General features: G+C 41.8%; 22 protein-coding genes and 1 riboswitch. Of the genes, 18 read left to right on the top strand and 4 right to left on the bottom strand.

Translation table 11 applies throughout. The features are described from left to right. Positions 1-42 precede the first annotated feature (42 nt). The 12 genes from EP737_RS17905 to yunB all read left to right on the top strand — a co-directional run bounded on the left by EP737_RS17905 (position 43) and on the right by yunB (position 12,105). The gene (locus EP737_RS17905; RefSeq protein ID WP_129729471.1) at positions 43-387 is read left to right on the top strand and encodes a hypothetical protein; all 345 of its coding nucleotides are present in this window, start codon (positions 43-45) and stop codon (positions 385-387) included. Between the two features lie 224 nt (positions 388-611). Then, positions 612-719: riboswitch (SAM riboswitch) on the top strand. A 98-nt stretch (positions 720-817) separates the two neighbouring features. Beyond that, entirely contained in the window at positions 818-1,846 is a 1,029-nt protein-coding gene (locus tag EP737_RS17900; RefSeq protein WP_129729469.1) for a methionine ABC transporter ATP-binding protein, read from the top strand. After that, positions 1,836-2,504: a methionine ABC transporter permease gene (locus EP737_RS17895; RefSeq protein ID WP_129729467.1), complete on the top strand. Its 669-nt coding sequence runs from the start codon at positions 1,836-1,838 to the stop codon at positions 2,502-2,504. Before EP737_RS17900 ends, EP737_RS17895 begins: the two co-directional genes overlap by 11 nt. 17 nt (positions 2,505-2,521) lie before the next feature. Then, a complete protein-coding gene (locus tag EP737_RS17890) occupies positions 2,522-3,349 on the top strand; it encodes a MetQ/NlpA family ABC transporter substrate-binding protein (protein WP_129729465.1) in 828 nt (275 codons plus the stop codon). 646 nt (positions 3,350-3,995) lie between these two features. Beyond that, positions 3,996-4,778, top strand: a complete 783-nt coding sequence (gene sufC, locus EP737_RS17885; protein ID WP_129729463.1) for a Fe-S cluster assembly ATPase SufC — start codon at positions 3,996-3,998, stop codon at positions 4,776-4,778. An 18-nt stretch (positions 4,779-4,796) separates the two neighbouring features. Continuing rightward, positions 4,797-6,089, top strand: a complete 1,293-nt coding sequence (gene sufD, locus EP737_RS17880) for a Fe-S cluster assembly protein SufD (protein WP_129729461.1) — start codon at positions 4,797-4,799, stop codon at positions 6,087-6,089. Then, positions 6,089-7,309, top strand: a complete 1,221-nt coding sequence (locus EP737_RS17875) for a cysteine desulfurase (RefSeq protein WP_129729459.1) — start codon at positions 6,089-6,091, stop codon at positions 7,307-7,309. Before sufD ends, EP737_RS17875 begins: the two co-directional genes overlap by 1 nt. Further along, positions 7,299-7,733, top strand: coding sequence for a Fe-S cluster assembly sulfur transfer protein SufU (gene sufU / locus EP737_RS17870; RefSeq protein ID WP_129729457.1), 435 nt, complete (start codon positions 7,299-7,301; stop codon positions 7,731-7,733). Before EP737_RS17875 ends, sufU begins: the two co-directional genes overlap by 11 nt. 30 nt (positions 7,734-7,763) lie before the next feature. Beyond that, positions 7,764-9,161: a Fe-S cluster assembly protein SufB gene (gene sufB / locus EP737_RS17865; RefSeq protein ID WP_129729455.1), complete on the top strand. Its 1,398-nt coding sequence runs from the start codon at positions 7,764-7,766 to the stop codon at positions 9,159-9,161. Positions 9,162-9,493: 332 nt separating this feature from the next. Continuing rightward, entirely contained in the window at positions 9,494-10,921 is a 1,428-nt protein-coding gene (locus EP737_RS17860) for a bifunctional metallophosphatase/5'-nucleotidase (RefSeq protein ID WP_129729453.1), read from the top strand. A 50-nt stretch (positions 10,922-10,971) separates the two neighbouring features. Further along, positions 10,972-11,274 (top strand): YunC family protein, encoded by a 303-nt coding sequence (locus EP737_RS17855; protein ID WP_129729451.1) that lies wholly within the window; start codon positions 10,972-10,974, stop codon positions 11,272-11,274. A 54-nt stretch (positions 11,275-11,328) separates the two neighbouring features. After that, a complete protein-coding gene (gene yunB, locus EP737_RS17850; RefSeq protein WP_129729449.1) occupies positions 11,329-12,105 on the top strand; it encodes a sporulation protein YunB in 777 nt (258 codons plus the stop codon). An 89-nt stretch (positions 12,106-12,194) separates the two neighbouring features. Here the strand turns inward: yunB and EP737_RS17845 are convergent, their stop codons facing one another. Further along, positions 12,195-13,169, bottom strand: a complete 975-nt coding sequence (locus EP737_RS17845; protein ID WP_425455930.1) for a M23 family metallopeptidase — start codon at positions 13,167-13,169, stop codon at positions 12,195-12,197. 190 nt (positions 13,170-13,359) lie between these two features. Between EP737_RS17845 and lipA the strand changes: the two genes are divergently transcribed. After that, positions 13,360-14,256, top strand: coding sequence for a lipoyl synthase (lipA, locus tag EP737_RS17840; protein WP_129729445.1), 897 nt, complete (start codon positions 13,360-13,362; stop codon positions 14,254-14,256). A 51-nt stretch (positions 14,257-14,307) separates the two neighbouring features. Here lipA and EP737_RS17835 read toward each other — a convergent pair whose 3' ends face one another. Beyond that, positions 14,308-14,934: a YhcN/YlaJ family sporulation lipoprotein gene (locus EP737_RS17835; RefSeq protein ID WP_129729443.1), complete on the bottom strand. Its 627-nt coding sequence runs from the start codon at positions 14,932-14,934 to the stop codon at positions 14,308-14,310. 120 nt (positions 14,935-15,054) lie between these two features. Here EP737_RS17835 and EP737_RS17830 point away from each other — a divergent pair, with 120 nt between their 5' ends. Beyond that, on the top strand, positions 15,055-15,357 hold the full coding sequence (locus tag EP737_RS17830) for a YutD family protein (protein ID WP_129729441.1): 303 nt from the start codon (positions 15,055-15,057) through the stop codon (positions 15,355-15,357). 312 nt (positions 15,358-15,669) lie between these two features. On the opposite strand, the gene EP737_RS17825 is transcribed toward EP737_RS17830, so the two are convergent. Next, positions 15,670-15,939, bottom strand: coding sequence for a DUF3055 domain-containing protein (locus EP737_RS17825; RefSeq protein ID WP_129729439.1), 270 nt, complete (start codon positions 15,937-15,939; stop codon positions 15,670-15,672). Positions 15,940-16,321: 382 nt separating this feature from the next. Here EP737_RS17825 and EP737_RS17820 point away from each other — a divergent pair, with 382 nt between their 5' ends. The 3 genes from EP737_RS17820 to EP737_RS17810 all read left to right on the top strand — a co-directional run bounded on the left by EP737_RS17820 (position 16,322) and on the right by EP737_RS17810 (position 18,604). Continuing rightward, positions 16,322-16,762, top strand: coding sequence for a DUF86 domain-containing protein (locus EP737_RS17820; protein WP_129729437.1), 441 nt, complete (start codon positions 16,322-16,324; stop codon positions 16,760-16,762). 173 nt (positions 16,763-16,935) lie between these two features. Next, positions 16,936-17,706, top strand: coding sequence for a TIGR01457 family HAD-type hydrolase (locus EP737_RS17815; protein ID WP_129729435.1), 771 nt, complete (start codon positions 16,936-16,938; stop codon positions 17,704-17,706). A gap of 118 nt (positions 17,707-17,824) precedes the next feature. Beyond that, positions 17,825-18,604, top strand: coding sequence for a Cof-type HAD-IIB family hydrolase (locus EP737_RS17810; protein WP_129729433.1), 780 nt, complete (start codon positions 17,825-17,827; stop codon positions 18,602-18,604). Between the two features lie 267 nt (positions 18,605-18,871). Here EP737_RS17810 and EP737_RS17805 read toward each other — a convergent pair whose 3' ends face one another. Then, positions 18,872-19,363: a phosphatidylglycerophosphatase A family protein gene (locus EP737_RS17805; RefSeq protein WP_129729431.1), complete on the bottom strand. Its 492-nt coding sequence runs from the start codon at positions 19,361-19,363 to the stop codon at positions 18,872-18,874. Between the two features lie 133 nt (positions 19,364-19,496). Between EP737_RS17805 and yutH the strand changes: the two genes are divergently transcribed. Next, positions 19,497-20,507, top strand: a complete 1,011-nt coding sequence (gene yutH, locus EP737_RS17800) for a spore coat putative kinase YutH (RefSeq protein WP_129729429.1) — start codon at positions 19,497-19,499, stop codon at positions 20,505-20,507. The last annotated feature ends 364 nt before the right edge of the window (positions 20,508-20,871 follow it).

Here is a 20,871-nt window from a genome sequence, read left to right as displayed (position 1 = left end):
TGGAAAATATATACAACACCTTATTCACGAGGAGTGATGGAAATGACGTTACAAGCATTGTTGCGGTCGTTTGCAAATTATGCAAGCACTCAGCAGCATTTAGAGCCGCTTTTGCCTTTGGAGGAAAAGGTTATGTGTTTTCGGTTTAAGGAAGAAAGCTGTGCTTTAAAAATGTCACGCCATGAAATCACATTGTTAGAAGGAATAAAGGGAACAGATACGATTACATTTTGGAAAGAAGAGGACTTACATAGTTTAGTAAGCGGTCTTGTTCGGTTACAACTGCTGCTAAGGTGGAAGGGAACGGAGTATATAGGATCATACCGAACACTTTTATTGGCAGAATCGCTGTTTCATATATGCAAGCCGTTAGAAAAGGGAGCTTAAATGCTCGCTTTTTTTTTTGCATATTTATATTTTTTTGAAAAATTTCAAAAATAATAATTTTCTGTATTTTAAGTATAGAGAAATGTATTAAAATCATGGCGTAATTTACTTTATGATTTTCTTAAAATAATAATTTATTATTGTTGACATAGATATGTGAGATTGATAGAATTTCAATGATATGATAAAACATGAAACACATCAGGTAATTTATGCTTGATGTTCTCTTATCAAGAGAGGTGGAGGGACTGAGCCCTGTGAAGCCCGGCAACCGTCAGCACATGTTGAAATGGTGCCAATTCCTGCGAAGCGAATGCTTTGAGAGATGAGAGGAAAGGATATACGGCGATTGTTCGAAACCTTTCTGCTTGTCTGAAGCAGAGAGGTTTTTTTACTGTAAAATATGATGTAATGAAGAGGTGAGAGGATATTGATTCTACTAGAGAACGTCCAGAAAATCTACCGTTCAAAAAGTGGAACAGTTACAGCTGTTCATGATGCAAATTTAGAGATTCGCCAAGGAGAAATCTTTGGCATTATTGGATATAGCGGAGCTGGGAAAAGCTCATTAATACGTATGCTGAATCAGCTGGAAAAGCCCACTTCCGGCCGTATTACAGTGGCAGGGCGTCTTATTTCTGCGATTCGCGGCAAGGAGCTGCGCAAGGCTCGTCAAGAAATCGGGATGATTTTCCAGCATTTTAATCTTCTTTGGTCCCGTACGGTACGCGAAAACATAGCGTTTCCATTAGAAATCGCTGGGGTTCCAAAAGAAGCGCGCCAAAAACGTGTTGATGAACTTATTCGTTTGGTTGGACTAGAGGGGCGGGGAGATGCGTATCCATCACAGCTTAGCGGCGGGCAAAAGCAGCGTGTTGGCATAGCGCGTGCGCTTGCAAATAATCCAAAGGTACTGCTGTGTGATGAAGCAACATCTGCTCTTGATCCGCAAACAACAGATTCTATTTTGGATTTATTAGTTGATATTAATGAAAGACTCGGCTTGACGATTGTGCTCATTACTCATGAGATGCATGTAATTCGAAAAATTTGCCATCGTGTGGCTGTTATTGAGAGTGGGAACATTGTGGAGCAAGGCGAAGTTCTGGAAGTATTCAAACATCCCAAACATGCAACAACCAAAAAGTTTGTGCAGCAGGTTACTGAATCAGATGAAGCAAGAGAAACAATTGGACAACTGCTTCATAAGTATCCAGGCGGGAAGATTGTAAAATTAACATTTGTTGGTGATGCTGCGGAGAAGCCCCTTATTACGGATTTGATTCGTCATTTTGAAGTGGATGTTAATATTTTGCAAGGAGAAATTTCCCAAACGCAAAAAGGCTCCTATGGGACATTGTTTGTTCAGCTTCAAGGTAAGAATGAGGAGATTGTAAGAGCCATTGCTTTTATTCGAGGTAAGATGGTAGAAGTTGAGGTGGTCGAATATGAACAATGAGTGGTTAGAGCTAATTAAATTGGAAAAACTAATCGATGCAACGCAAGAAACCATCTATATGACAGCTATTTCAGTTACAGTTACATTCATTCTAGGACTAGCATTAGGATTACTTTTGTTTTTAACTAATAAAGGTAATATGTGGGAAAACAAGGCTGTCAATACGGTGATTGGATTGTTTGTAAACATATTTCGTTCAATCCCCTTCATTATATTGATTGTACTGCTTATTCCGTTTACAAAGTTACTTGTGGGAAGTATTCTAGGAGCCAATGCTGCACTGCCTGCTTTAATCATTGGTGCAGCACCGTTTTATGCCCGCATGGTCGAAATTGCGCTCCGCGAGATTGATAAAGGTGTTATAGAGGCGTCTTATGCGATGGGAGCTTCTAATGGACAAATCATTTTTAAGGTGCTTATACCAGAAGCATTGCCAGCCTTAGTTTCAGGGATTACTGTTACGGCGATCGCTCTTGTTAGCTATACGGCCATGGCCGGCGTTATCGGAGCTGGAGGGCTTGGAAACTTTGCCTATTTAGAAGGATTCCAAGGAAGCAATCCATTATTAACATTTGTTGCGACAGTGGCTATTTTAATTCTTGTGTTTATCATCCAGTTTACTGGAGATTATTTTACTAAAAAGTTAGATAAAAGGTAATTAGGGAGGAACGCAAAATGAAAAAACTGCTTAGTCTCATTGTAGCTGTTTTTGTTCTTGCTTTAGCGGCTTGCGGCGGAACAGACACTACAAAGGAAAAAACAGCTGATGGAAAAACAAAAATAATTGTCGGTGCATCCGCTGTTCCGCATGCTGAAATTTTAGAAGCAGCAAAGCCATTGCTTGCAAAAAAAGGAATTGATCTTGAAGTTAAGGTGTTTCAAGACTATGTTTTACCAAACGTTGCATTAAAGGAAAAAGAAATTGATGCAAACTATTTCCAAACTCCAGGGTATTTAGACTTAGAGATGGAGAAAAAAGGTTATGACTTTGTGAGCATTGGTGAAGTTCATAAGGAGCCGATTGGAATTTATTCTAAAAAGTACAAAAGCTTAGCGGATCTTCCAGAAGGTGCAAAAATTATTATGAGCAACTCGTTCAGTGACCATGGACGTATTCTTCCGATTTTTGAAAAAGCTGGGTTAATCAAGCTTAAAGAGGGCGTTGGTGCGAATGCACGTGTGGAAGATATCGTAGAAAATCCAAAGAAACTAGACTTTTCAACATTGATTGAGGCGAAACTTCTCGCTACTTCCTTTAAAAATGGGGAAGGAGATGCTGTGGTAATTAACACAAACTATGCGCTTGAGGGGAAAGTAGATATTAAAAAATACGGCATTGCGTTTGAAGGAAGTGATGTTGTTCCTTCTAACTTAGTAGTTGTCCGCAAGGGTGATGAAAAGCGTAAAGAACTGCAAACATTGGTAGATGTACTGCAGTCTAAAGAAATTCAAGATTTCATTCAAGAAAAATATCAAGGTGCTGTTATCCCTGCAAGTAAATAAATCATTTGAAGTCCGGTAGGTTTTGAAGGCTTCAAGGCTGAAAAGAACCCCTGTGATTCCCGCAGGGGTTCTTTTGATTCCACTGTAGGAAAGTATAAATTTCCAGCTAGAAGCCATTTTGACGCAGTCGGAAATTTTAGGAATGCAGTGCAAGGGCAACTACGTCCCTGTCCTCGCTTAACGGCTTGCTAGTCGGAGACCATATGTAGTACTTCAGATTAAAAGTGAAAGTTAGGCGCTTTAGCAGGGCCTTCATGCTGCTGCGGGAGCTCTATAACATATTTCCTAATTCAAGTGCATATAGAGCCTGTTTTTTTGCAAGCAATTTAGACAAGCACATTATTTTTTTTGAGGATAGTGTAGTATAATGGTGCTCGAGTTCATTTTACACTTTAAGAACGTATAGTTGCGCGGAGGGTTCAAAAAATACATACAGTGCGTTTGAAGGAAGCGTAAAACACAAAAAAATACAAATGATAAAATGGTACAAAGCAGTTGGGTGTTTAGTGGTTAGAAAATTCCGAAAATTTTATAACTGTTTGATATATAATTTTAATTGATATAAAATAAGAATGAGAATAAAATGAGAATGTGAAAGTTCTATAACAATTTTTCTTCTATATAGAAATAAACTGGAGGTATTGTGATGGCTGGTTCAACTTTAACAATTAAGGATCTGCATGTATCCATTGATGAAAAAGAAATCTTAAAAGGCGTAAACATTGAAGTAAAAGGCGGAGAAATCCATGCAATCATGGGTCCGAACGGAACGGGTAAATCAACGTTATCTTCTGCAATTATGGGTCATCCGAAATATGAAGTAACAAGCGGAAGCATTACGCTTGATGCTGAAGATGTATTAGAAATGGAAGTTGACGAGAGAGCTCGCGCAGGTCTATTTTTGGCAATGCAATACCCAAGCGAAATTAACGGCGTAACAAACGCAGACTTCCTTCGCTCTGCAATGAATGCACGTCGTGAAGAGGGCGATGAAATTTCTCTAATGAAATTCATCCGTACATTGGACAAAAACATGGACTTCTTGGAAATGGATTCCGCAATGGCACAGCGTTATTTAAACGAAGGCTTTTCTGGGGGCGAAAAGAAGCGTAACGAAATTCTTCAATTAATGATGCTTCAGCCGAAGTTTGCTATCTTAGATGAAATCGATTCTGGATTAGATATCGATGCGTTAAAGGTTGTTTCTAAAGGAATCAACGAAATGCGTGGTGAAGACTTTGGTTGCTTAATTATCACGCACTATCAACGTCTTCTTAACTACATCACGCCTGATTTTGTACACGTTATGATGAACGGTCGCGTTGTAAAATCTGGTGGTCCAGAATTGGCACAACGTCTAGAAGCAGAAGGATATGACTGGATTAAAAAGGAACTCGGCATCGAAGACGAAGCAGAGCAAGAAGCGTAAGCGGATAGGAGGATAATCATGACAATCGGTACACTACCATTCGATCAAGACTATGTTCGTCAATTGGCAAGCGGAGAGCCTGCATGGTTGACGGAGCTTCGCTTACAAGCCCTTGCTAAAGCAGATGCACTTCCAATGCCGAAGCCGGACAAAACGAAAATCGGCAAGTGGGATTTCATCGGTACGGGACGTACGGCAAAGCAAGAGGCTGTAAGTTCTCTTGAAGAGCTTCCAGAGGATGTAAAAAAGCTTTTCAACACAGAAGAAGAGAAAAACGTACTTGTACAGCGCAGCGGCACACCAGCTCTCGTTGTATTATCTGAAGAAGCAAAGGCAAAAGGCGTTATCTTCACAGATATCGTAACGGCAGCTCGTGAGCACAGTGATTTAGTGCAAAAGTATTTGATGACAAAGGGTGTTAAGATCGATGAGCATCGCTTAACAGCTCTTCATGCAGCGTTAATTAACGGCGGCGCGTTTGTATATGTTCCGAAGAACGTTGTACTTGAAACTCCGCTTCAAGCTGTATTTGTTGTAGATAGTGAAGAAGCTAACGTATATAACCACGTTCTTGTTGTGGCGGATGAAAACAGCTCTGTAACATATGTGGAAAACTACGTAGCGAATGAAAATACAACAGGTGTTGCAAATATCATTGCTGAAGTAATTGCTGAGCAAGGGGCACTAGTGAAATTTGGTGCGGTTGATCTCCTTTCTAAAGGGATCACGACTTATGTAAACCGCCGTGGTACAGTTGGCCGTGATGCTCGTTTAGAGTGGGCGCTTGGCTTAATGAACGATGGCAATACGATTTCTGAGAATATTACAAACCTGATGGGTGATGGCTCTGTTGGTGATACAAAAACAGTAACAGTCGGCCGCGGTGAGCAAATCCAAAACTTCACAACAAGCGTTGTGCATTTTGGTAAAAACTCTGCAGGTAATATCTTAAAGCACGGTGTACAGAAGGATGCAGCAACATCTGTTTTTAATGGTATTGGCAAAATCGAGCATGGTGCTTCCAAATCGGATGCGCAGCAGACATCTCGTGTGCTGATGCTGAGCGAAAAAGCGCGCGGTGACGCAAATCCAATCTTGTTAATTGATGAAGATGATGTAATGGCAGGACACGCAGCTTCTGTAGGACGCGTAGATCCGTTGCAGCTCTATTATCTAATGAGCCGCGGTATTCCTAAGAAAGAGGCTGAACGCCTAGTAATCCATGGCTTCTTGGGACCAGTTGTGAACGAGCTTCCAATTGAAGGAGTAAAGGCACAGCTTGTTGAGGTCATTGAAAGGAAAGTTCGCTAATGGATATTGGAGCAATACGCCAACAGTTTCCCATTCTTCATCAGCAGGTGAACGGTAAACAGCTTGTGTATTTGGATAATGCTGCAACTTCACAAAAGCCGCTTTCTGTTATTGAGGCGCTGGATCATTACTATAAAGAGTATAATTCCAACGTACATCGCGGTGTTCATACACTTGGTACGAAAGCAACTGATGCGTACGAAGGAGCGCGTGAGAAGGTTCGGAAGTTTATTAATGCCCGTTCCATGCAAGAAATTGTATTTACACGCGGAACGACAACAGCGTTAAATATGATTGCTAGCAGCTACGGTATGGAGCATGTTGGTGCTGGTGATGAAATCGTGATAACGTATATGGAGCACCACGCGAATATTATTCCATGGCAGCAGGTAGCAAAGAAAAAAGGGGCAACATTAAAATACATCCCTCTTCAAGAGGATGGTACGATTTCTCTTGAGGATGTGGAAAAAACAGTTACATCGAATACGAAGATCGTATCTGTTATGTATGTTTCCAATGTGCTTGGCACGATTAACCCAGTCAAGGAAATCGCTGAAATCGCGCATCGCAATGGTGCGATTATGGTGGTAGACGGAGCGCAAAGCACACCGCATATGAAGATCGATGTACAGGATTTAGACTGTGACTTCTATGTATTATCGAGCCATAAGATGTGCGGTCCGACTGGCGTAGGCGTATTATACGGCAAAAAGCAGATTTTGGAGAATATGGAGCCGGCAGAGTTTGGCGGCGAAATGATTGATTTTGTAGATTTATACGAATCAACATGGAAGGAGCTTCCATGGAAGCACGAAGCAGGTACACCAATTATCGGTGGTGCTATCGGACTTGGTGCGGCGATCGACTTTCTGGAGGATCTTGGTCTTGAAAACATTGAAGCCCATGAACACAAATTGGTACAGTACGCAATGGAACGCTTATCAGAAGTGGATGGCTTGACGATTTACGGGCCAAAGCATCGTGCTGGTTTAGTAACATTTAATATCGACGATGTGCATCCGCATGATGTTGCGACTGTGCTAGATGTAGAAGGAATTGCGGTTCGCGCGGGACATCATTGCGCTCAGCCGCTTATGAGATGGCTGAAGGTGTCAGCAACAGCACGGGCAAGCTTTTATCTATACAATACAGAAGAAGAAGTGGACGCATTTGTTGAAGGGCTAATTAAGACGAAGGAGTATTTCACAAATGTCTTCTAATAATCTCGATGCATTATACCGACAAGTGATTATGGATCACTATAAAAAACCTCGCAACCGTGGTGTTTTAGGTGATGACAGTGTAACCGTAGATTTAAATAACCCAACCTGCGGCGACCGCATTCAGCTGACAATGAAGGTTGAGGACGGCATTGTACAGGATGCGAAATTTGAAGGAGAAGGATGTTCTATCTCCATGTCATCTGCATCAATGATGACGCAGGCAGTAAAGGGGAAAAAAGTGGAAGACGCATTGAAGCTGTCTGAAATTTTTTCCAACATGATGCAAGGAAAAGAATATGATGATAGTGTAGACTTAGGAGATATCGAAGCGCTTCAGGGCGTTTCGAAATTCCCGGCACGCATTAAGTGTGCCACTCTCGCATGGAAGGCGATGGAGAAGGGACTGCACGATCAGAATTAATGCTCTCGGGATATTAAGGAGGGAAATAAAATGGCGAAGCAAATGCCGGATATCGGCGATTATAAATATGGATTTAAAGATAAAGACGTATCAATTTTCCGTTCTAAGCGCGGATTAACAAAAGAAATCGTAGAAGAAATCTCCCGCATGAAGGGTGAGCCACAGTGGATGCTTGACTTCCGTTTGAAGTCACTGGAGCATTTCTACAACATGCCAATGCCGCAATGGGGCGGAGACTTAAATGACTTAAACTTCGATGAAATCACGTATTACGTAAAGCCATCTGAGAAGTCCGAAAAGTCTTGGGATGAAGTACCTGATGAAATTAAAGCAACATTTGATAAACTAGGTATTCCGGAAGCAGAGCAAAAATACCTTGCGGGTGTATCCGCTCAGTATGAATCTGAGGTTGTATATCACAACATGAAGGAAGACCTTGAAGCGCTTGGAATCGTATTTAAAGATACAGACAGTGCTCTTAAAGAGAATGAGGATATTTTCCGTGAGCATTTCGGAAAGGTAGTTCCTCCAACTGATAACAAATTCTCAGCATTAAACTCTGCAGTTTGGTCTGGAGGCTCTTTCATCTACGTTCCAAAAGGAGTTAAGGTTGATACACCTTTGCAAGCGTATTTCCGTATTAACTCTGAAAACATGGGACAGTTTGAGCGTACATTAATTGTTGTTGATGAGGATGCGCACGTTCACTATGTAGAAGGTTGTACAGCTCCTGTTTATACAACAAACTCACTGCATAGTGCCGTTGTAGAAATTATCGTGAAAAAGGGCGGCTACTGCCGTTATACAACGATTCAAAACTGGGCAAACAACGTCTACAATCTTGTAACGAAGCGTACAGTTTGTGAAGCGAATGCGACAATGGAATGGATTGACGGTAATATCGGGTCTAAGCTGACAATGAAATACCCTGCGGTTATCCTAAAAGGAGAAGGTGCACGTGGCTTGACGCTTTCTATCGCAATTGCTGGTAAAGGTCAGCATCAGGATGCAGGTGCGAAAATGATTCACTTAGCGCCAAACACATCCTCCACAATTGTGTCTAAGTCTATTTCAAAGCACGGTGGAAAAGTGACATATCGTGGTATTGTTCACTTTGGTCGTAAAGCGGAAGGTTCCCGTTCAAACATCGAGTGTGATACGCTCATTATGGATAACCAATCCACATCCGATACAATCCCATACAATGAGATTTTGAACGACAATATCTCACTTGAGCATGAAGCGAAGGTATCAAAGGTATCTGAAGAGCAATTATTCTATCTCATGAGCCGTGGTATTTCTGAGCAGGAAGCAACAGAAATGATTGTTATGGGCTTCATCGAGCCATTCACACGTGAGCTTCCAATGGAATATGCAGTTGAAATGAACCGTCTCATTAAGTTCGAGATGGAAGGTTCTATCGGTTAAGACTCTTATTGCCTTAACGGATTAGATGTTATAGTGAAACAAATCAAACAGGCTTTAGGGAACGTTCCTAAAGCCTGTTTGATTTGAATATAAAGCAGCTTATCGGATATAGCTCCTTTAGCCGATAAACCGGATTATGTCCGCTTTTCTAAGAAAAAATCTCTTTTAGAAACCTGCTCTTTTTATTGATTTTTCTTGTTGAAATAACATAATTTAAAGTAAGAGACTTGTACAATTGTCATTTCCTTCTATATTGTACGCAAGTAAGTTGAACACTTCCGCCTCCACACAAGTTGAGGAGGGAGTCTTCTGAGCTAAAAACGATAAAGAAGATGGGCAAACGGAGAGAGGAGTGTTGTTTTCTGAAACCAGACCAAGAAGCAGTCGTTCATTTATACCATACCAATGATTTACATAGTCATTTTGAAGAATGGAGTTCTATTTCCCGGTTTGTCCGGCAGGAGAAACAAAGGCATAAGCAGCAGGGAGAAGCTGCTTTTATATTAGACATTGGTGATCATATCGATAGATTCCATGTGATTTCTGAAGCAACGGGCGGCAAGGGGAATGTAAAGCTATTGAACGGGGCAGGGTACGATTATGTAACCATCGGAAATAATGAAGGCATTACGCTCTCTAAAAAGCAATTAGCTGAGCTGTATGAAGAAGCAAAGTTTCAAGTGCTGCTTGCAAATTTATTTGAAGAGAACGGAAGTCGTCCGAGCTGGACGAAGCTGTATGATCTGTACACATTGCCAAACGGAGCTGTCATTGCATTTTTTGGCCTTACAGTTGCATATGAGGCGTTCTATTCGCAGCTTGGCTGGAAAGTTAGTGACCCATATGAGGCGTTAGAGGAGGTATTGGCGGAGATTCGGCATCAGGCAGATGCGGTTATTCTTTTATCTCATCTTGGGCGCAATGAGGATGAATACATCGCTGAGCATTATGATATTGATGTTATTCTTGGTGCGCATACGCATCACTTGTTTGAAACCGGACTGCTTGTGAACGACACCCTTCTTTGTTGTACGGGGAAATGGGGACAGTACGTGGGGCATGTCAAGCTGCAATTTACAAAGAAGAAGCTTATAAGCAAGCAGGCACGTGTGATCCCCTCTAAGCTTCTTGGCGGATATACTGATGCTGGGATGGATCAGAGCATGCGGATGCTGCAGGAAGAAAGTGAACAGCTAATGAATGAGCCTGTTGTTGAATTAAAAGAAACTTTGCACGCACATTGGTATGAAGAAACAGCATTCAATAAAATGCTCGCAGATTCTTTAAAGGAGTGGTGTGATGCGGAAATTGGCATGCTGAATGCAGGAGTGCTGCTTGATTCACTTCCTCAGGGACATATTACGCGCCGGGATATTCACCGTATTTGTCCTCATCCTATTAATCCATGCCGTTTGCTTATTACAGGAAAAACATTGCGGGAGGTCATTATTAAAGCGCATAGACCACAGACTGAGCAGCTAGAAATTAAGGGTCTTGGTTTTCGCGGCAAAGTAATGGGGAAAATGATTTATTCTGGCCTCGAAGTGACTCCTGACGACATTCCGGGGAATAAGCTGTTGTTAAAAGAGGTACTGGTGAATGGACGCCAGCTTGAGCCGGAGCGGGTGTATTCAGTGGGCACGCTTGATATGTTTACATTTGGATACATTTATCCTGAGCTTGCAAATGCGACTGAGAAAAAGTATTTTCTGCCGGAGCTGCTGCGTGACGTATTACAAGACACTTTAATGAAATTGTAACATCTGCTTTCTCCTTTCATACAGATAAAAGGAGAGGAGTGTGAGAAGCAATGGTTACATTGGAGCCCATTGTCATCGACAATCATACCTTTTTGGCGGTAAGCGTGAAGCTCCCAAAAACAAATCTGCTAGCGGTGATGAGCGAGAAGGGCTATATTATGTGTGGTGCGCTTGATGTTGCTTTATTGAACGAAAAGCTGCGTGATCGCGGCATTATTGCAGGGCGTGCAGTAGGTGTACGTACGATTGAACAGCTTCTTGAGGCACCTTTAGAATCTGTCACGTATGAGGCTGAGAGACTCGGTATTACAGTCGGCATGATTGGTCGCGATGCAATGCTAAAAATGATTTGACAGATATTGTCCCTTCTTCCTGCATACATATGGTTAGGAAGGAGGGGTTTTTGTATGCGCAGAATACGACGCAGCTTCAGGCTTCGCCGCGGTCCGCTCCCATTCCGGTATGTGCTGATGATTTCATTTTTCCTTTTTCTCGTGCTGAGCGTTCAAGGACTATGGCTTGTAAATAAAGGTATTGAACCGACGCTGATGTCTTATGCGGAAGTAGAAACGAAGCGGCTTGCTATTGTTATTATGACAAAGGCTGTAGAGGATAGGCTGTCAGAAGGATTAAACACAGAAAAACTTGTAAAAGTGGAAAAGGATAACGATGGCAATGTATCATCTGTCGATGTTAATGCGCAAATGGTAAGCTCCATCGTGACGTCTACGACAACTACTATGGAAAAATATTTGCATGCAGCGGAAAAGGGAAATGTTGAGAAGCTAGGCATTCAAGGAACGACAAAGGTCAATTTGGCAAAAAGTTTAGCTGATGAGGGCATCCTATTCACGGTACCTCTCGGACAGGTAACGAAGAACGCCATTCTCGGAAACATAGGACCTAAAATTCCTGTTAGCTTTACAACTGTTGGAAATGTAAGCGCAAAGGTAAAGGAGCAAGTTAAGCCGTATGGGATTAATAATGCGATGGTGCAGGTTGTTATGGAGGTCGAGGTGATGCTGAAGGTCATTATTCCGTTTGAGACGAAGGAAACGACGGTCAAAACGGATATTCCGCTCATGATTAAGATTATTCAGGGAGACGTTCCGAGTTACTATCATAATGGCGGAACAAATGGCGCAAGTCCGGCACTTCCTGCTATAAAGGAAAAGAATTCATAATTGATAGTAAAAAGAGGTACATGACATGTTAGATCATATACCTCTTCGTTATTTTGACACTGTAGGAAAGTATAAACCTCCAGCTTGATTTACCGGTTTTTCTTAAGCGCTTGCCGTTCCTGGCGTTCCCAAAAGCTAAGCTGATAGTACGGGTCATATGCCCATTCCATATAGCCGTTATCTTTATATGTTCCATAGTGAAGATGCGGCGGGAATTTCCCTGCTGTTCCTGGCGGTCCATAGCCAGTGTTGCCGACGAAGCCAATTACGGTACCTGGCTCGACAATTTGTCCAATCGCTATATTCTTTGCAAAGCCTCCTAGGTGAGCGTAATAATGATAGTTGTTGTTTAGATCACGAATCCCGATGCGCCAACCGCCTAGACGGTTCCAGCCCTTTAATTCTATAATGCCATAGCATGTTGCGCGAACAGGAACGCCGTGAGCGGCAAAGATATCTGTCCCTTCATGCATGCGCCTTCCGCCGAAGCTTCGTTTATCACCAAAGGTACTGCGGTAGCTATGATTGCTTCGCACTGGTACAGGAAACGCATTTCCTTCAATTTGTAACCGGCCGTAATGATGATAAATACGGGCATACCCTAAAATAATTTCAACTGTTTTGGCGCGTTGATAATACTCCCAAAGCGCAATTTTTAAATGGTCACGATCTGTTCCGAAATGGCTGAGTGTTGTAGCCATCGTATACAATGCATCTCTGTCATTATTTGAGTCAGCGGAGCCATCTCCATTCCCATCTAATCCCATTCCTCCAAATAACCCAATTGTGTAAGGATTACTATCTCCTTGGTTTGGATTATTAGGACCGGACCATATTTCCGGTTTGAAATAAATGGAAATCACACCGTTTTGCTTTTTCGGAATATCGCGTCGTACAGATCGAACGTTGCGCTCATACTGATCGATTGCAGCGTAGTAATACCAAGGAATAAATGTTACACTTTCCATTTCCTTATATAATGCCATTCGTTTTTTGTAAATCTTCTCTTTATCATTTGCCTCTCCGTATACTTTTCCTTGAAGAAGAAGCAAACTAATGCTCATGAGAAGGAAGAGTTTTTTATACACGGGTATAAGCTCCTTTCCAGCCGTTACTCTTTATAGTTTGGGATATACACGATATTTCATAATGGGAAATTAATGGTAATGGCACGCAATGTTTGAGCATTTTGCAAAATTCCTTTAAAATAGATATGTTACTGTGAAGTATGCGGAAAAAAGTGGAGTGATGATTATGACAAATAAACCGGAACATATGCGTAAGCCAGAGTGGTTAAAAATTAAATTAAACACAAACGAAAACTATACGAGCCTAAAGAAAATGATGCGCTCGGAAAACCTGCATACGGTTTGTGAAGAGGCAAAATGCCCGAATATTCATGAATGCTGGGCGGTAAGAAGAACGGCAACCTTTATGATTCTTGGGGCTATTTGTACACGTGCATGCCGTTTCTGCGCGGTCAAAACAGGTTTACCAACAGAATTAGATCTTCAGGAGCCGGAGCGTGTAGCAGACTCTGTCTTCCAAATGAACTTGAAGCACGTTGTAATTACAGCAGTTGCCCGCGATGATTTGAAGGATGGGGGAGCGGCAGTCTTTGCGGAAACAGTTCGCGCAGTACGCCGTAAAAATCCATTCACATCTATTGAAGTATTGCCTTCTGATATGGGTGGTGTGGAGGAAAATCTAAGAATGCTAATGGATGCGCGTCCTGATATTCTCAACCATAACATTGAGACAGTACGTCGCTTATCTGATCGTGTTCGTGCACGTGCAAAATATGATCGCTCTCTTGAATTTTTACGCCGTGCAAAGGAAATGCAGCCAGATATTCCAACGAAATCAAGCATTATGATTGGGCTTGGAGAAACGAAGGAAGAAATTGTGGAGGCATTGGACGATTTACGTGCTAACAATGTTAATATTGTTACTCTTGGACAATACCTGCAGCCGACTAAGAAGCATTTACCAGTTGTAAAATATTGGTCTCCAGCCGAATTTGCAGAACTTAAGGAAATTGCACTATCGAAAGGCTTCAGCCATTGTGAGGCGGGTCCGCTTGTCCGCTCGTCTTATCATGCTGATGAGCAAGTAAAATCTGCACAGGAGCATAATGCACAAGCGAACTAAAGCGAGCCTTTCTCCTAGGAAAACAAGCAGCTGAACATTCAGCTGCTTGTACTATTTCACCGTATTTTGCATCGAATCATCACGTTGATTGTTCAAATGCGGGTTGGTGCTCATTTCCCGCTTTAACATGTCAATTGTGTGAGAGAATTCGGTGTTGTTCATTTTTCCAGATTTTAAGCCCTCCATTTGTGTCATTAGCTTCTGCTCTGTGGAGGTATATACATGATAGTAGCGCGGTACGACAGAGAGAGCGGTTTTGCGGACCTGATCTTGAACGAGCTTTGGATTGGTTGTGTTAGCCCGATAGACAACAAATACTTCATCGTCCGTCACCATCGTTGCTGCATCTGTTACGTCCGGCATCTTAATTTCTAGATCGGTAATAATATTGGCAAGTCTTTCTCTGTCAATATAGGCAACCTGATTGCGGTTACGGTCTGCACTGTCATTTTTTTGTCTGCGTGAATACCCCATATTTGTTGTGGCATATCGCATCTCGCCCGTATTGGAGTCATGTCTGTACATGCTATTTGTATTTCCCTCATTGGATAGAAGGACACGCCCGCCCTCTTCCTGCTGAAGCGCATCACCCCCTTTTCCCACTTCAGCTGTATCCCTGGCCTGACAGGCTGTTAAGAGGGAAAGGGCGGCAACGGTTGTTAGCAATAGTCTCTTCATTACTTTCACCTCCTTAGACTTATCATTTGTCAGTAATGCCTTTTTCAGATTAGAAATTGTTGGTTGTCACTCTTTATGATAGGATTAGGATAATCATGCGCAGAAAGGAAAGGCAAAGCGATGGAACAAAAAGAAGAAATAACGAAAACGGTCACCATCAACAACATTTCCTACGAACTGATGGACGAATATAGAGAGGGCTTTAACGAACAGGCGTTTAAAGAGCGCTATGCTGAAATTTTAAATAAATACGATTATATTGTTGGTGATTGGGGCTATAATCAACTGAGGCTTCGCGGTTTTTTTGAAGACAGCAGCCAACGCGCAACATATGATACGAGAATCAGCACATTGTCTGAGTACTTGTATGAGTTTTGTAATTTTGGCTGTGCGTATTTCGTCTTGAAGAAAATAAAAAAGTGAAACGTACGGATTACAATCTGTACGTTTTTTTTTGAGGGGGATGAAAATAGCAAGAAGCTTGGGACATTGTCCCGTTCCACGGTCTGCTCCTGCCTTCAGGATAATTTTTGGAATAAAAGAAAAAAGCGCCTTGTATGCCTGTTAAGCTAAGAAAAGGCGCTTACACTTTTTTGCGCTGTAGGGAAAGTATGGATTTCCAGCTGGAAGCCCATTTGACGCATTTAGGAATTCTAGGAATGCAGTATAAGGGCAACTACGCTTCTGTCTTCGCCTAGCGGCTCGCCAATCAGCGAGTTTTCTTTAATAAAACGGTTACATAATGACTTCATATAAAAATGAACGAAGCTCTTCTGCTCCCTCTTCATCAAGATCATATGCATGTTCTAAATATCCAGGTTCGTCTAGATCATCTCGGCCGATAATGGCAAACTTGTTTCGCAAAATATCTAGAACCAATACTTTACCGTAATAACGGTCAGATATAACCAATGCTAAATCGTAACGCTCTTTTTCCCCCATAAAGCTAACAAAACGTGTTTGCGTTGTTACAGTATCATCATACAGAAAAAAACGTTCTGACATATGTTTTACCCCCTTTTTTACCGCTCTACTTTGAGCATAGCTTTGAATTTAGATTATGAAGAGCTGAATTGCAACGAAATGTTTGGTACAGAGGAGCGAGCTGCTTGTTGTCTCCAGTTTTAATACATGTACCCTCTTTTAACTATAACAGAGTGAGGAGGAAAGTTGAATTTGAAAAATATCGATTTTTCCTGTATAAAGCGCTACAATGAAAGTGAATATTTTCTAAAAGAGTGCGCTTTTTTATCACACCTTAAGGAAGTATAAATTTCCAGCTTCGATGTATTCGGAAATTTTAGGAATGAAGTGTCAGTACAACTACGCCGCTGTCTTCGCTAATCGGCAGGCTTTCTTTAAAGTAAAAAGGTAAAGGGTGACAGTTATGTATTTCGTAGATCGGAAAAAAATTGAACAAACACTGCAATGTTTGGAGCAGACAATGGCTGTTTTTTCTGCTAAGGAGGAGTACGTACAGCAGATCGATCAATATGCTCTAGAACGAATGGCACAGCTTATGATTGATTGTATTTTAGATGTTGGGAATGCGATCATTGATGGCTTTATTATGAGAGATCCAGGAAGTTATGAGGATATTATCGACATTTTAGTGGATGAAAAGGTCGTACAGTTGAAAGAGGGAGAGGGACTAAAGGAGATTGTCCGTCTTCGCAAGATGCTTGTACAAGATTATATAAGCGTGCAGCATGAACAAGTAATAGCAGCTTTGCAGGAACAACGTGCTGTCATTGAGGCGTATCCTTCCCATGTACGTCGTTATCTCGAGCAAGAGCTCGGTCCTGTGTCAGCGTTTACGAACCTATGAGAGGGAATCAGGAAGAAAAGTTGTATTAGTATTTTATCCCATTTACTGCGGTTACAGCAGTTTCTTGTGCATATGGCAGATTAAGCCTGCGTATACAGAATTACGTCCAAGCCGTGTAAACGCTTTTTTGATTCGGAATAAAAACGGTTCCATATGTAAAGGAGAAGGAAAAGATGAAATCATATAAAGGTTATTTGATTGATTTAGATGGAACGATGTATAAAGGGGAAGAAAAGATTGAGGAAGCAAGCGATTTTGTGAAAGCTTTGCAAGAAAAAGGGATACCATACTTATTTGTGACAAATAACTCATCGCGTAAGCCTGAGCAGGTAGCGGACAAGCTAATGAGTTTGGATATTCCAGCGGCACCGGAGCAAGTATTTACAACAAGTCAAGCAACGGCAAACTTTATTTATGAACAAAAGCCTACTGCTACGATTTACATGATTGGTGAAGAAGGATTGCATGCAGCGCTTGTAGAGAAAGGGTTTACCTTTGATGATACCAACCCGGATTTTGTCGTAATGGGTATCGACCGCGATATTACATATGAAAAGCTTGCAAAAGCATGTCTAGCCGTGCGCAACGGTGCAACCTTTATTTCGACAAATGGGGATATTGCGTTGCCGACAGAACGCGGTATGATGCCAGGAAATGGTTCTCTTACCTCTGTTGTTGCTGTGTCAACGGAGACAAAACCTATTTTTATTGGCAAGCCTGAATCCATTATTACGGAGCAAGCGCTAAAGGTGATAGGGACAACAAAGGAAGAAACAATTATGGTTGGGGACAACTATGACACTGATATTATGGCAGGTATTCAGGCTGGACTGGACACATTGCTTGTGCATACAGGGGTCACGACTGTTGAAAAACTGCGCGAGTATGAAACACAGCCAACACATGTGATCCATTCTTTAACGGAGTGGATAGAGAAAATATAGTATCCCCTGCCAAAGGGGATATTCTAGATTTTGGAATCTATTTCTTATATAATAGCGAGGGAAGCAAAGTAATTTACTTACTTTTATCACGATACGATTCATAGGGGCGGGAGATACGATGAAACAACAACTAATTTTCTTTGATATAGACGGGACGCTTTTGGATCATGACAAACAATTGCCGCTCGCTACGAAGCAGGCAATTGGAGCATTAAAGGAAAAAGGACATGAGGTTGCAATTGCTACCGGACGTGCTCCTTTTATGTTTGAAGAGCTTCGCAAGGAATTAGAGATTGATACGTATGTAAGCTACAATGGACAGTATGTAGTCGCAAATAATAAGGTTCTTTATAAAAATCCGTTGTCGACCGAAACACTAGCAGCCCTTACTCGTGCTGCTGCGACAAATGACCATCCGCTAGTCTATATGGATCATGAAGATATGAAGGCAACGGTTGAGAACCATCCTTACATGGAAGAAAGCATGAGTACGTTAAAAATTGAGCGTTACCCAACACATAATCCGAAATATCTTGAGGAACGTGAAATCTATCAATCTTTATTATTTTGTAAGAATGAAGATGAAGCACAATATGCAGATGCGTTTGAACAGTTTCGTTTTGTACGTTGGCATCCGCTATCAACCGATGTTTTGCCTGCGGGAGGATCTAAGGCAAGAGGGCTGCAGGCTGTGATGGATGCATTCGATTTCACGGCGGAACGAGTGTATGCTTTTGGTGATGGCTTAAATGATATTGAAATGCTGCAATTTGTGGGAAATAGTGTTGCAATGGGAAATGCGCCCGATGACGTAAAAAAGGCAGCTAAGCATGTTACAAAGGACGTTCAAGAAAATGGCATCCTGCATGGGCTTGAAATGGTAGGATTATTGAAATAAAGCCGCCAAAGAAAATTGCCGATTGGCGAGCCCTGCCCTTGGGCGAAGACAAAGGCGTAGTTGCCCTTATACTTTGTTCCTAAAATTTCTAACTACGTCGAATTATCTTCCTGCTAGAAATTTATACTTTCTTAAAGTGTAAAAAAGAAGAAAGAGCCTTCTGTGGTAAGGGGACACACGGAAGACTGCTATAAATACCTTACATGGAACCACGCGTTGTAGACACGCGTGGTTTTACTATAAGAGCAGATCAGCTGATGCTGTTTTCTATTCTGCATGTGCTGCGCGGTGGGCAAGGCGGCTGGATGCTGCAGCAGCAATCGCACCGATGATGTCGTCTAAAAATGTATGCACATATCCGCTGGATTTATCATTCAACATTTTTAAAATACCTGGCTTTACTTTGTCTACATACCCGAAGTTTGTAAACCCAATAGAGCCATATACATTGACGATGGACAAAGCGACAACCTCATCAATTCCATACAAGCCTTCATCATTTTTTATAATAGTTTGCAAAGGTTCTTCTAGTAGGCCTTTCTCTGCTAGCACATCAAGCTGTATTCCGGTGACAAGCGCATTTTGTACCTCACGTTTTGATAATACGCGTTCTACGTTATAGCGGCAGTCTTCCATAGCAAGATTTGGATGGTAGTCTTTTTGCAGGAAATAAACAAGCTCTGCGATATGCTCAATCGTTACGCCGCGCTGTTGCAGAAGCTCCATTGCTTTTTCGCCAATTTGTTTTCCTTTAGTCATCATATCACCTTTTCTTTTTAATATTCTATACGTAAAGACGCTTTATTATGTGACGAGACAACACCTATGAAAAAATAGGTAAAACAATCGAACACGTTCATATACATAGAAGTAAAAACACGAGGTGAAATAGATGATACAAGAGTTGTTCGATCAATATCAAATCACCGTTAGCGAGCTTGCTTCATTCGGCCCGTACCAAAGTTTTTGGATTCGCAACAAGGTGTACATCCTCGTGCCTGTCGGCAAGTTTCAAGAAGAGGAGCTTGTTGAGATGAAAAAATTGAGTGATTATATGACAGAGCAAGGAGATTTGAGTGTGGCCTCCTTTGTTCCGACTATACACGGTTATTATGTAAGTGAAATCGCGAACCAAAACTATTGCTTGCTCAAAACTATGCGGCAGATGGACCGACAGATACCTAATCTGAGCGAAGGGAAGGAGTTGGCAGCCTTCCATGAACGCAGCAAGCTGTTTCCAGAAGAAATTATAGAATTGAATCGTATTGGTGAATGGAAAGGCCTTTGGGAAAAGCGGCTTGACCAACTCGAAAAGTTTTGGCAAGGAAAAGTCGGTACTCATCCTGCTGATCCGTTTGAGAGACTATTTATTGAATCGTTCCCATATTACTTAGGAATAACAGAAAACGCAATTCAGTACGTTGTAGATACCGAATTAGACGATGATCCAAAGCTAACTGATGCTGCTGCCATTTGCCAGCAGCGCTTCACATCGCAAACATGGCAAAAAACAAAGCGTATCAAGATCCCGGTGGAATGGGTATACGATCACCCAACCCGCGATTTGGCAGAGTGGATCCGTCACACTTACATGGAAGAGCAGGATGATGCCGAGAAACGGATTCTGCAGTTTCTCACCGATTATGAAAGCGTAAGCCCCCTCTCTTCCTTTGGATGGCGGATGCTGTTTGCCCGTCTCCTCTGTCCGTTGCAGTATTTTGAAATAGTTGAAGGATATTACTTAACCAACAAGGAGGAGGTGCGAAGTATGCACTATGAGAACCTCCAACAGATGGTCGAACGCTCCAGTGAGTTTGAGAGCTTTCTGAGCGGTTTTTATAAAATGGTACACCTTCCTATTCAAAAACTTGGTATTCGAGAAATTGACTGGCTGCAGCGTTAAACAGAGCGGACGTTTCAAACTTGTGAGATGGCCGTACTAAGGCTAGTCCCCAGTATGAAGCAGTACGTTTAAAGATAGTTCTAAAGGTGACAAAAAAGAGACCTTCTAAAAAGGTCTCTTTTCAATTTCATCTATCACAAGCATCTGCCCTAAAAAGCTGATTTTTAAGCAGCAGCTTTTTTTACACTGTAAGAAAGTATAAATTTCCAGCTAGAGGTGAATTCGACGTAGTCGGAAATTTTAGGCATACAGTATAAGGGCAACTATGCCTCTGTCTTCGCCCAAGAGCGGGGCTCGCCAATCGGCGAGTTTTCTTTAAAAGTAAAAGAAAAGAATGTATAACTCTTTTCAAGGGACGAGTGTG

Source organism: Ectobacillus funiculus (genome assembly GCF_004138295.1).
Taxonomy (GTDB): Bacteria; Bacillota; Bacilli; order Bacillales; family Bacillaceae_G; genus Ectobacillus; species Ectobacillus funiculus.
The sequence above is the reverse complement of the archived record's forward strand: the minus strand, read 5'-3'. Positions and strand labels throughout refer to the sequence as shown.

What these genes read in the sequence shown, in the direction of transcription:
- EP737_RS17905 (WP_129729471.1), top strand. Translation starts at nt 43, where the DNA reads ATGACGTTACAAGCATTGTTGCGGTCGTTTGCAAATTATGCAAGCACT.
- EP737_RS17895 (WP_129729467.1), top strand. Translation starts at nt 1,836, where the DNA reads ATGAACAATGAGTGGTTAGAGCTAATTAAATTGGAAAAACTAATCGAT.
- EP737_RS17890 (WP_129729465.1), top strand. Translation starts at nt 2,522, where the DNA reads ATGAAAAAACTGCTTAGTCTCATTGTAGCTGTTTTTGTTCTTGCTTTA.
- sufC (WP_129729463.1), top strand. Translation starts at nt 3,996, where the DNA reads ATGGCTGGTTCAACTTTAACAATTAAGGATCTGCATGTATCCATTGAT.
- sufD (WP_129729461.1), top strand. Translation starts at nt 4,797, where the DNA reads ATGACAATCGGTACACTACCATTCGATCAAGACTATGTTCGTCAATTG.
- EP737_RS17875 (WP_129729459.1), top strand. Translation starts at nt 6,089, where the DNA reads ATGGATATTGGAGCAATACGCCAACAGTTTCCCATTCTTCATCAGCAG.
- sufU (WP_129729457.1), top strand. Translation starts at nt 7,299, where the DNA reads ATGTCTTCTAATAATCTCGATGCATTATACCGACAAGTGATTATGGAT.
- sufB (WP_129729455.1), top strand. Translation starts at nt 7,764, where the DNA reads ATGGCGAAGCAAATGCCGGATATCGGCGATTATAAATATGGATTTAAA.
- EP737_RS17860 (WP_129729453.1), top strand. Translation starts at nt 9,494, where the DNA reads ATGGGCAAACGGAGAGAGGAGTGTTGTTTTCTGAAACCAGACCAAGAA.
- EP737_RS17855 (WP_129729451.1), top strand. Translation starts at nt 10,972, where the DNA reads ATGGTTACATTGGAGCCCATTGTCATCGACAATCATACCTTTTTGGCG.
- yunB (WP_129729449.1), top strand. Translation starts at nt 11,329, where the DNA reads ATGCGCAGAATACGACGCAGCTTCAGGCTTCGCCGCGGTCCGCTCCCA.
- EP737_RS17845 (WP_425455930.1), bottom strand. Translation starts at nt 13,169, where the DNA reads ATGAGCATTAGTTTGCTTCTTCTTCAAGGAAAAGTATACGGAGAGGCA.
- lipA (WP_129729445.1), top strand. Translation starts at nt 13,360, where the DNA reads ATGACAAATAAACCGGAACATATGCGTAAGCCAGAGTGGTTAAAAATT.
- EP737_RS17835 (WP_129729443.1), bottom strand. Translation starts at nt 14,934, where the DNA reads ATGAAGAGACTATTGCTAACAACCGTTGCCGCCCTTTCCCTCTTAACA.
- EP737_RS17830 (WP_129729441.1), top strand. Translation starts at nt 15,055, where the DNA reads ATGGAACAAAAAGAAGAAATAACGAAAACGGTCACCATCAACAACATT.
- EP737_RS17825 (WP_129729439.1), bottom strand. Translation starts at nt 15,939, where the DNA reads ATGTCAGAACGTTTTTTTCTGTATGATGATACTGTAACAACGCAAACA.
- EP737_RS17820 (WP_129729437.1), top strand. Translation starts at nt 16,322, where the DNA reads ATGTATTTCGTAGATCGGAAAAAAATTGAACAAACACTGCAATGTTTG.
- EP737_RS17815 (WP_129729435.1), top strand. Translation starts at nt 16,936, where the DNA reads ATGAAATCATATAAAGGTTATTTGATTGATTTAGATGGAACGATGTAT.
- EP737_RS17810 (WP_129729433.1), top strand. Translation starts at nt 17,825, where the DNA reads ATGAAACAACAACTAATTTTCTTTGATATAGACGGGACGCTTTTGGAT.
- EP737_RS17805 (WP_129729431.1), bottom strand. Translation starts at nt 19,363, where the DNA reads ATGACTAAAGGAAAACAAATTGGCGAAAAAGCAATGGAGCTTCTGCAA.
- yutH (WP_129729429.1), top strand. Translation starts at nt 19,497, where the DNA reads ATGATACAAGAGTTGTTCGATCAATATCAAATCACCGTTAGCGAGCTT.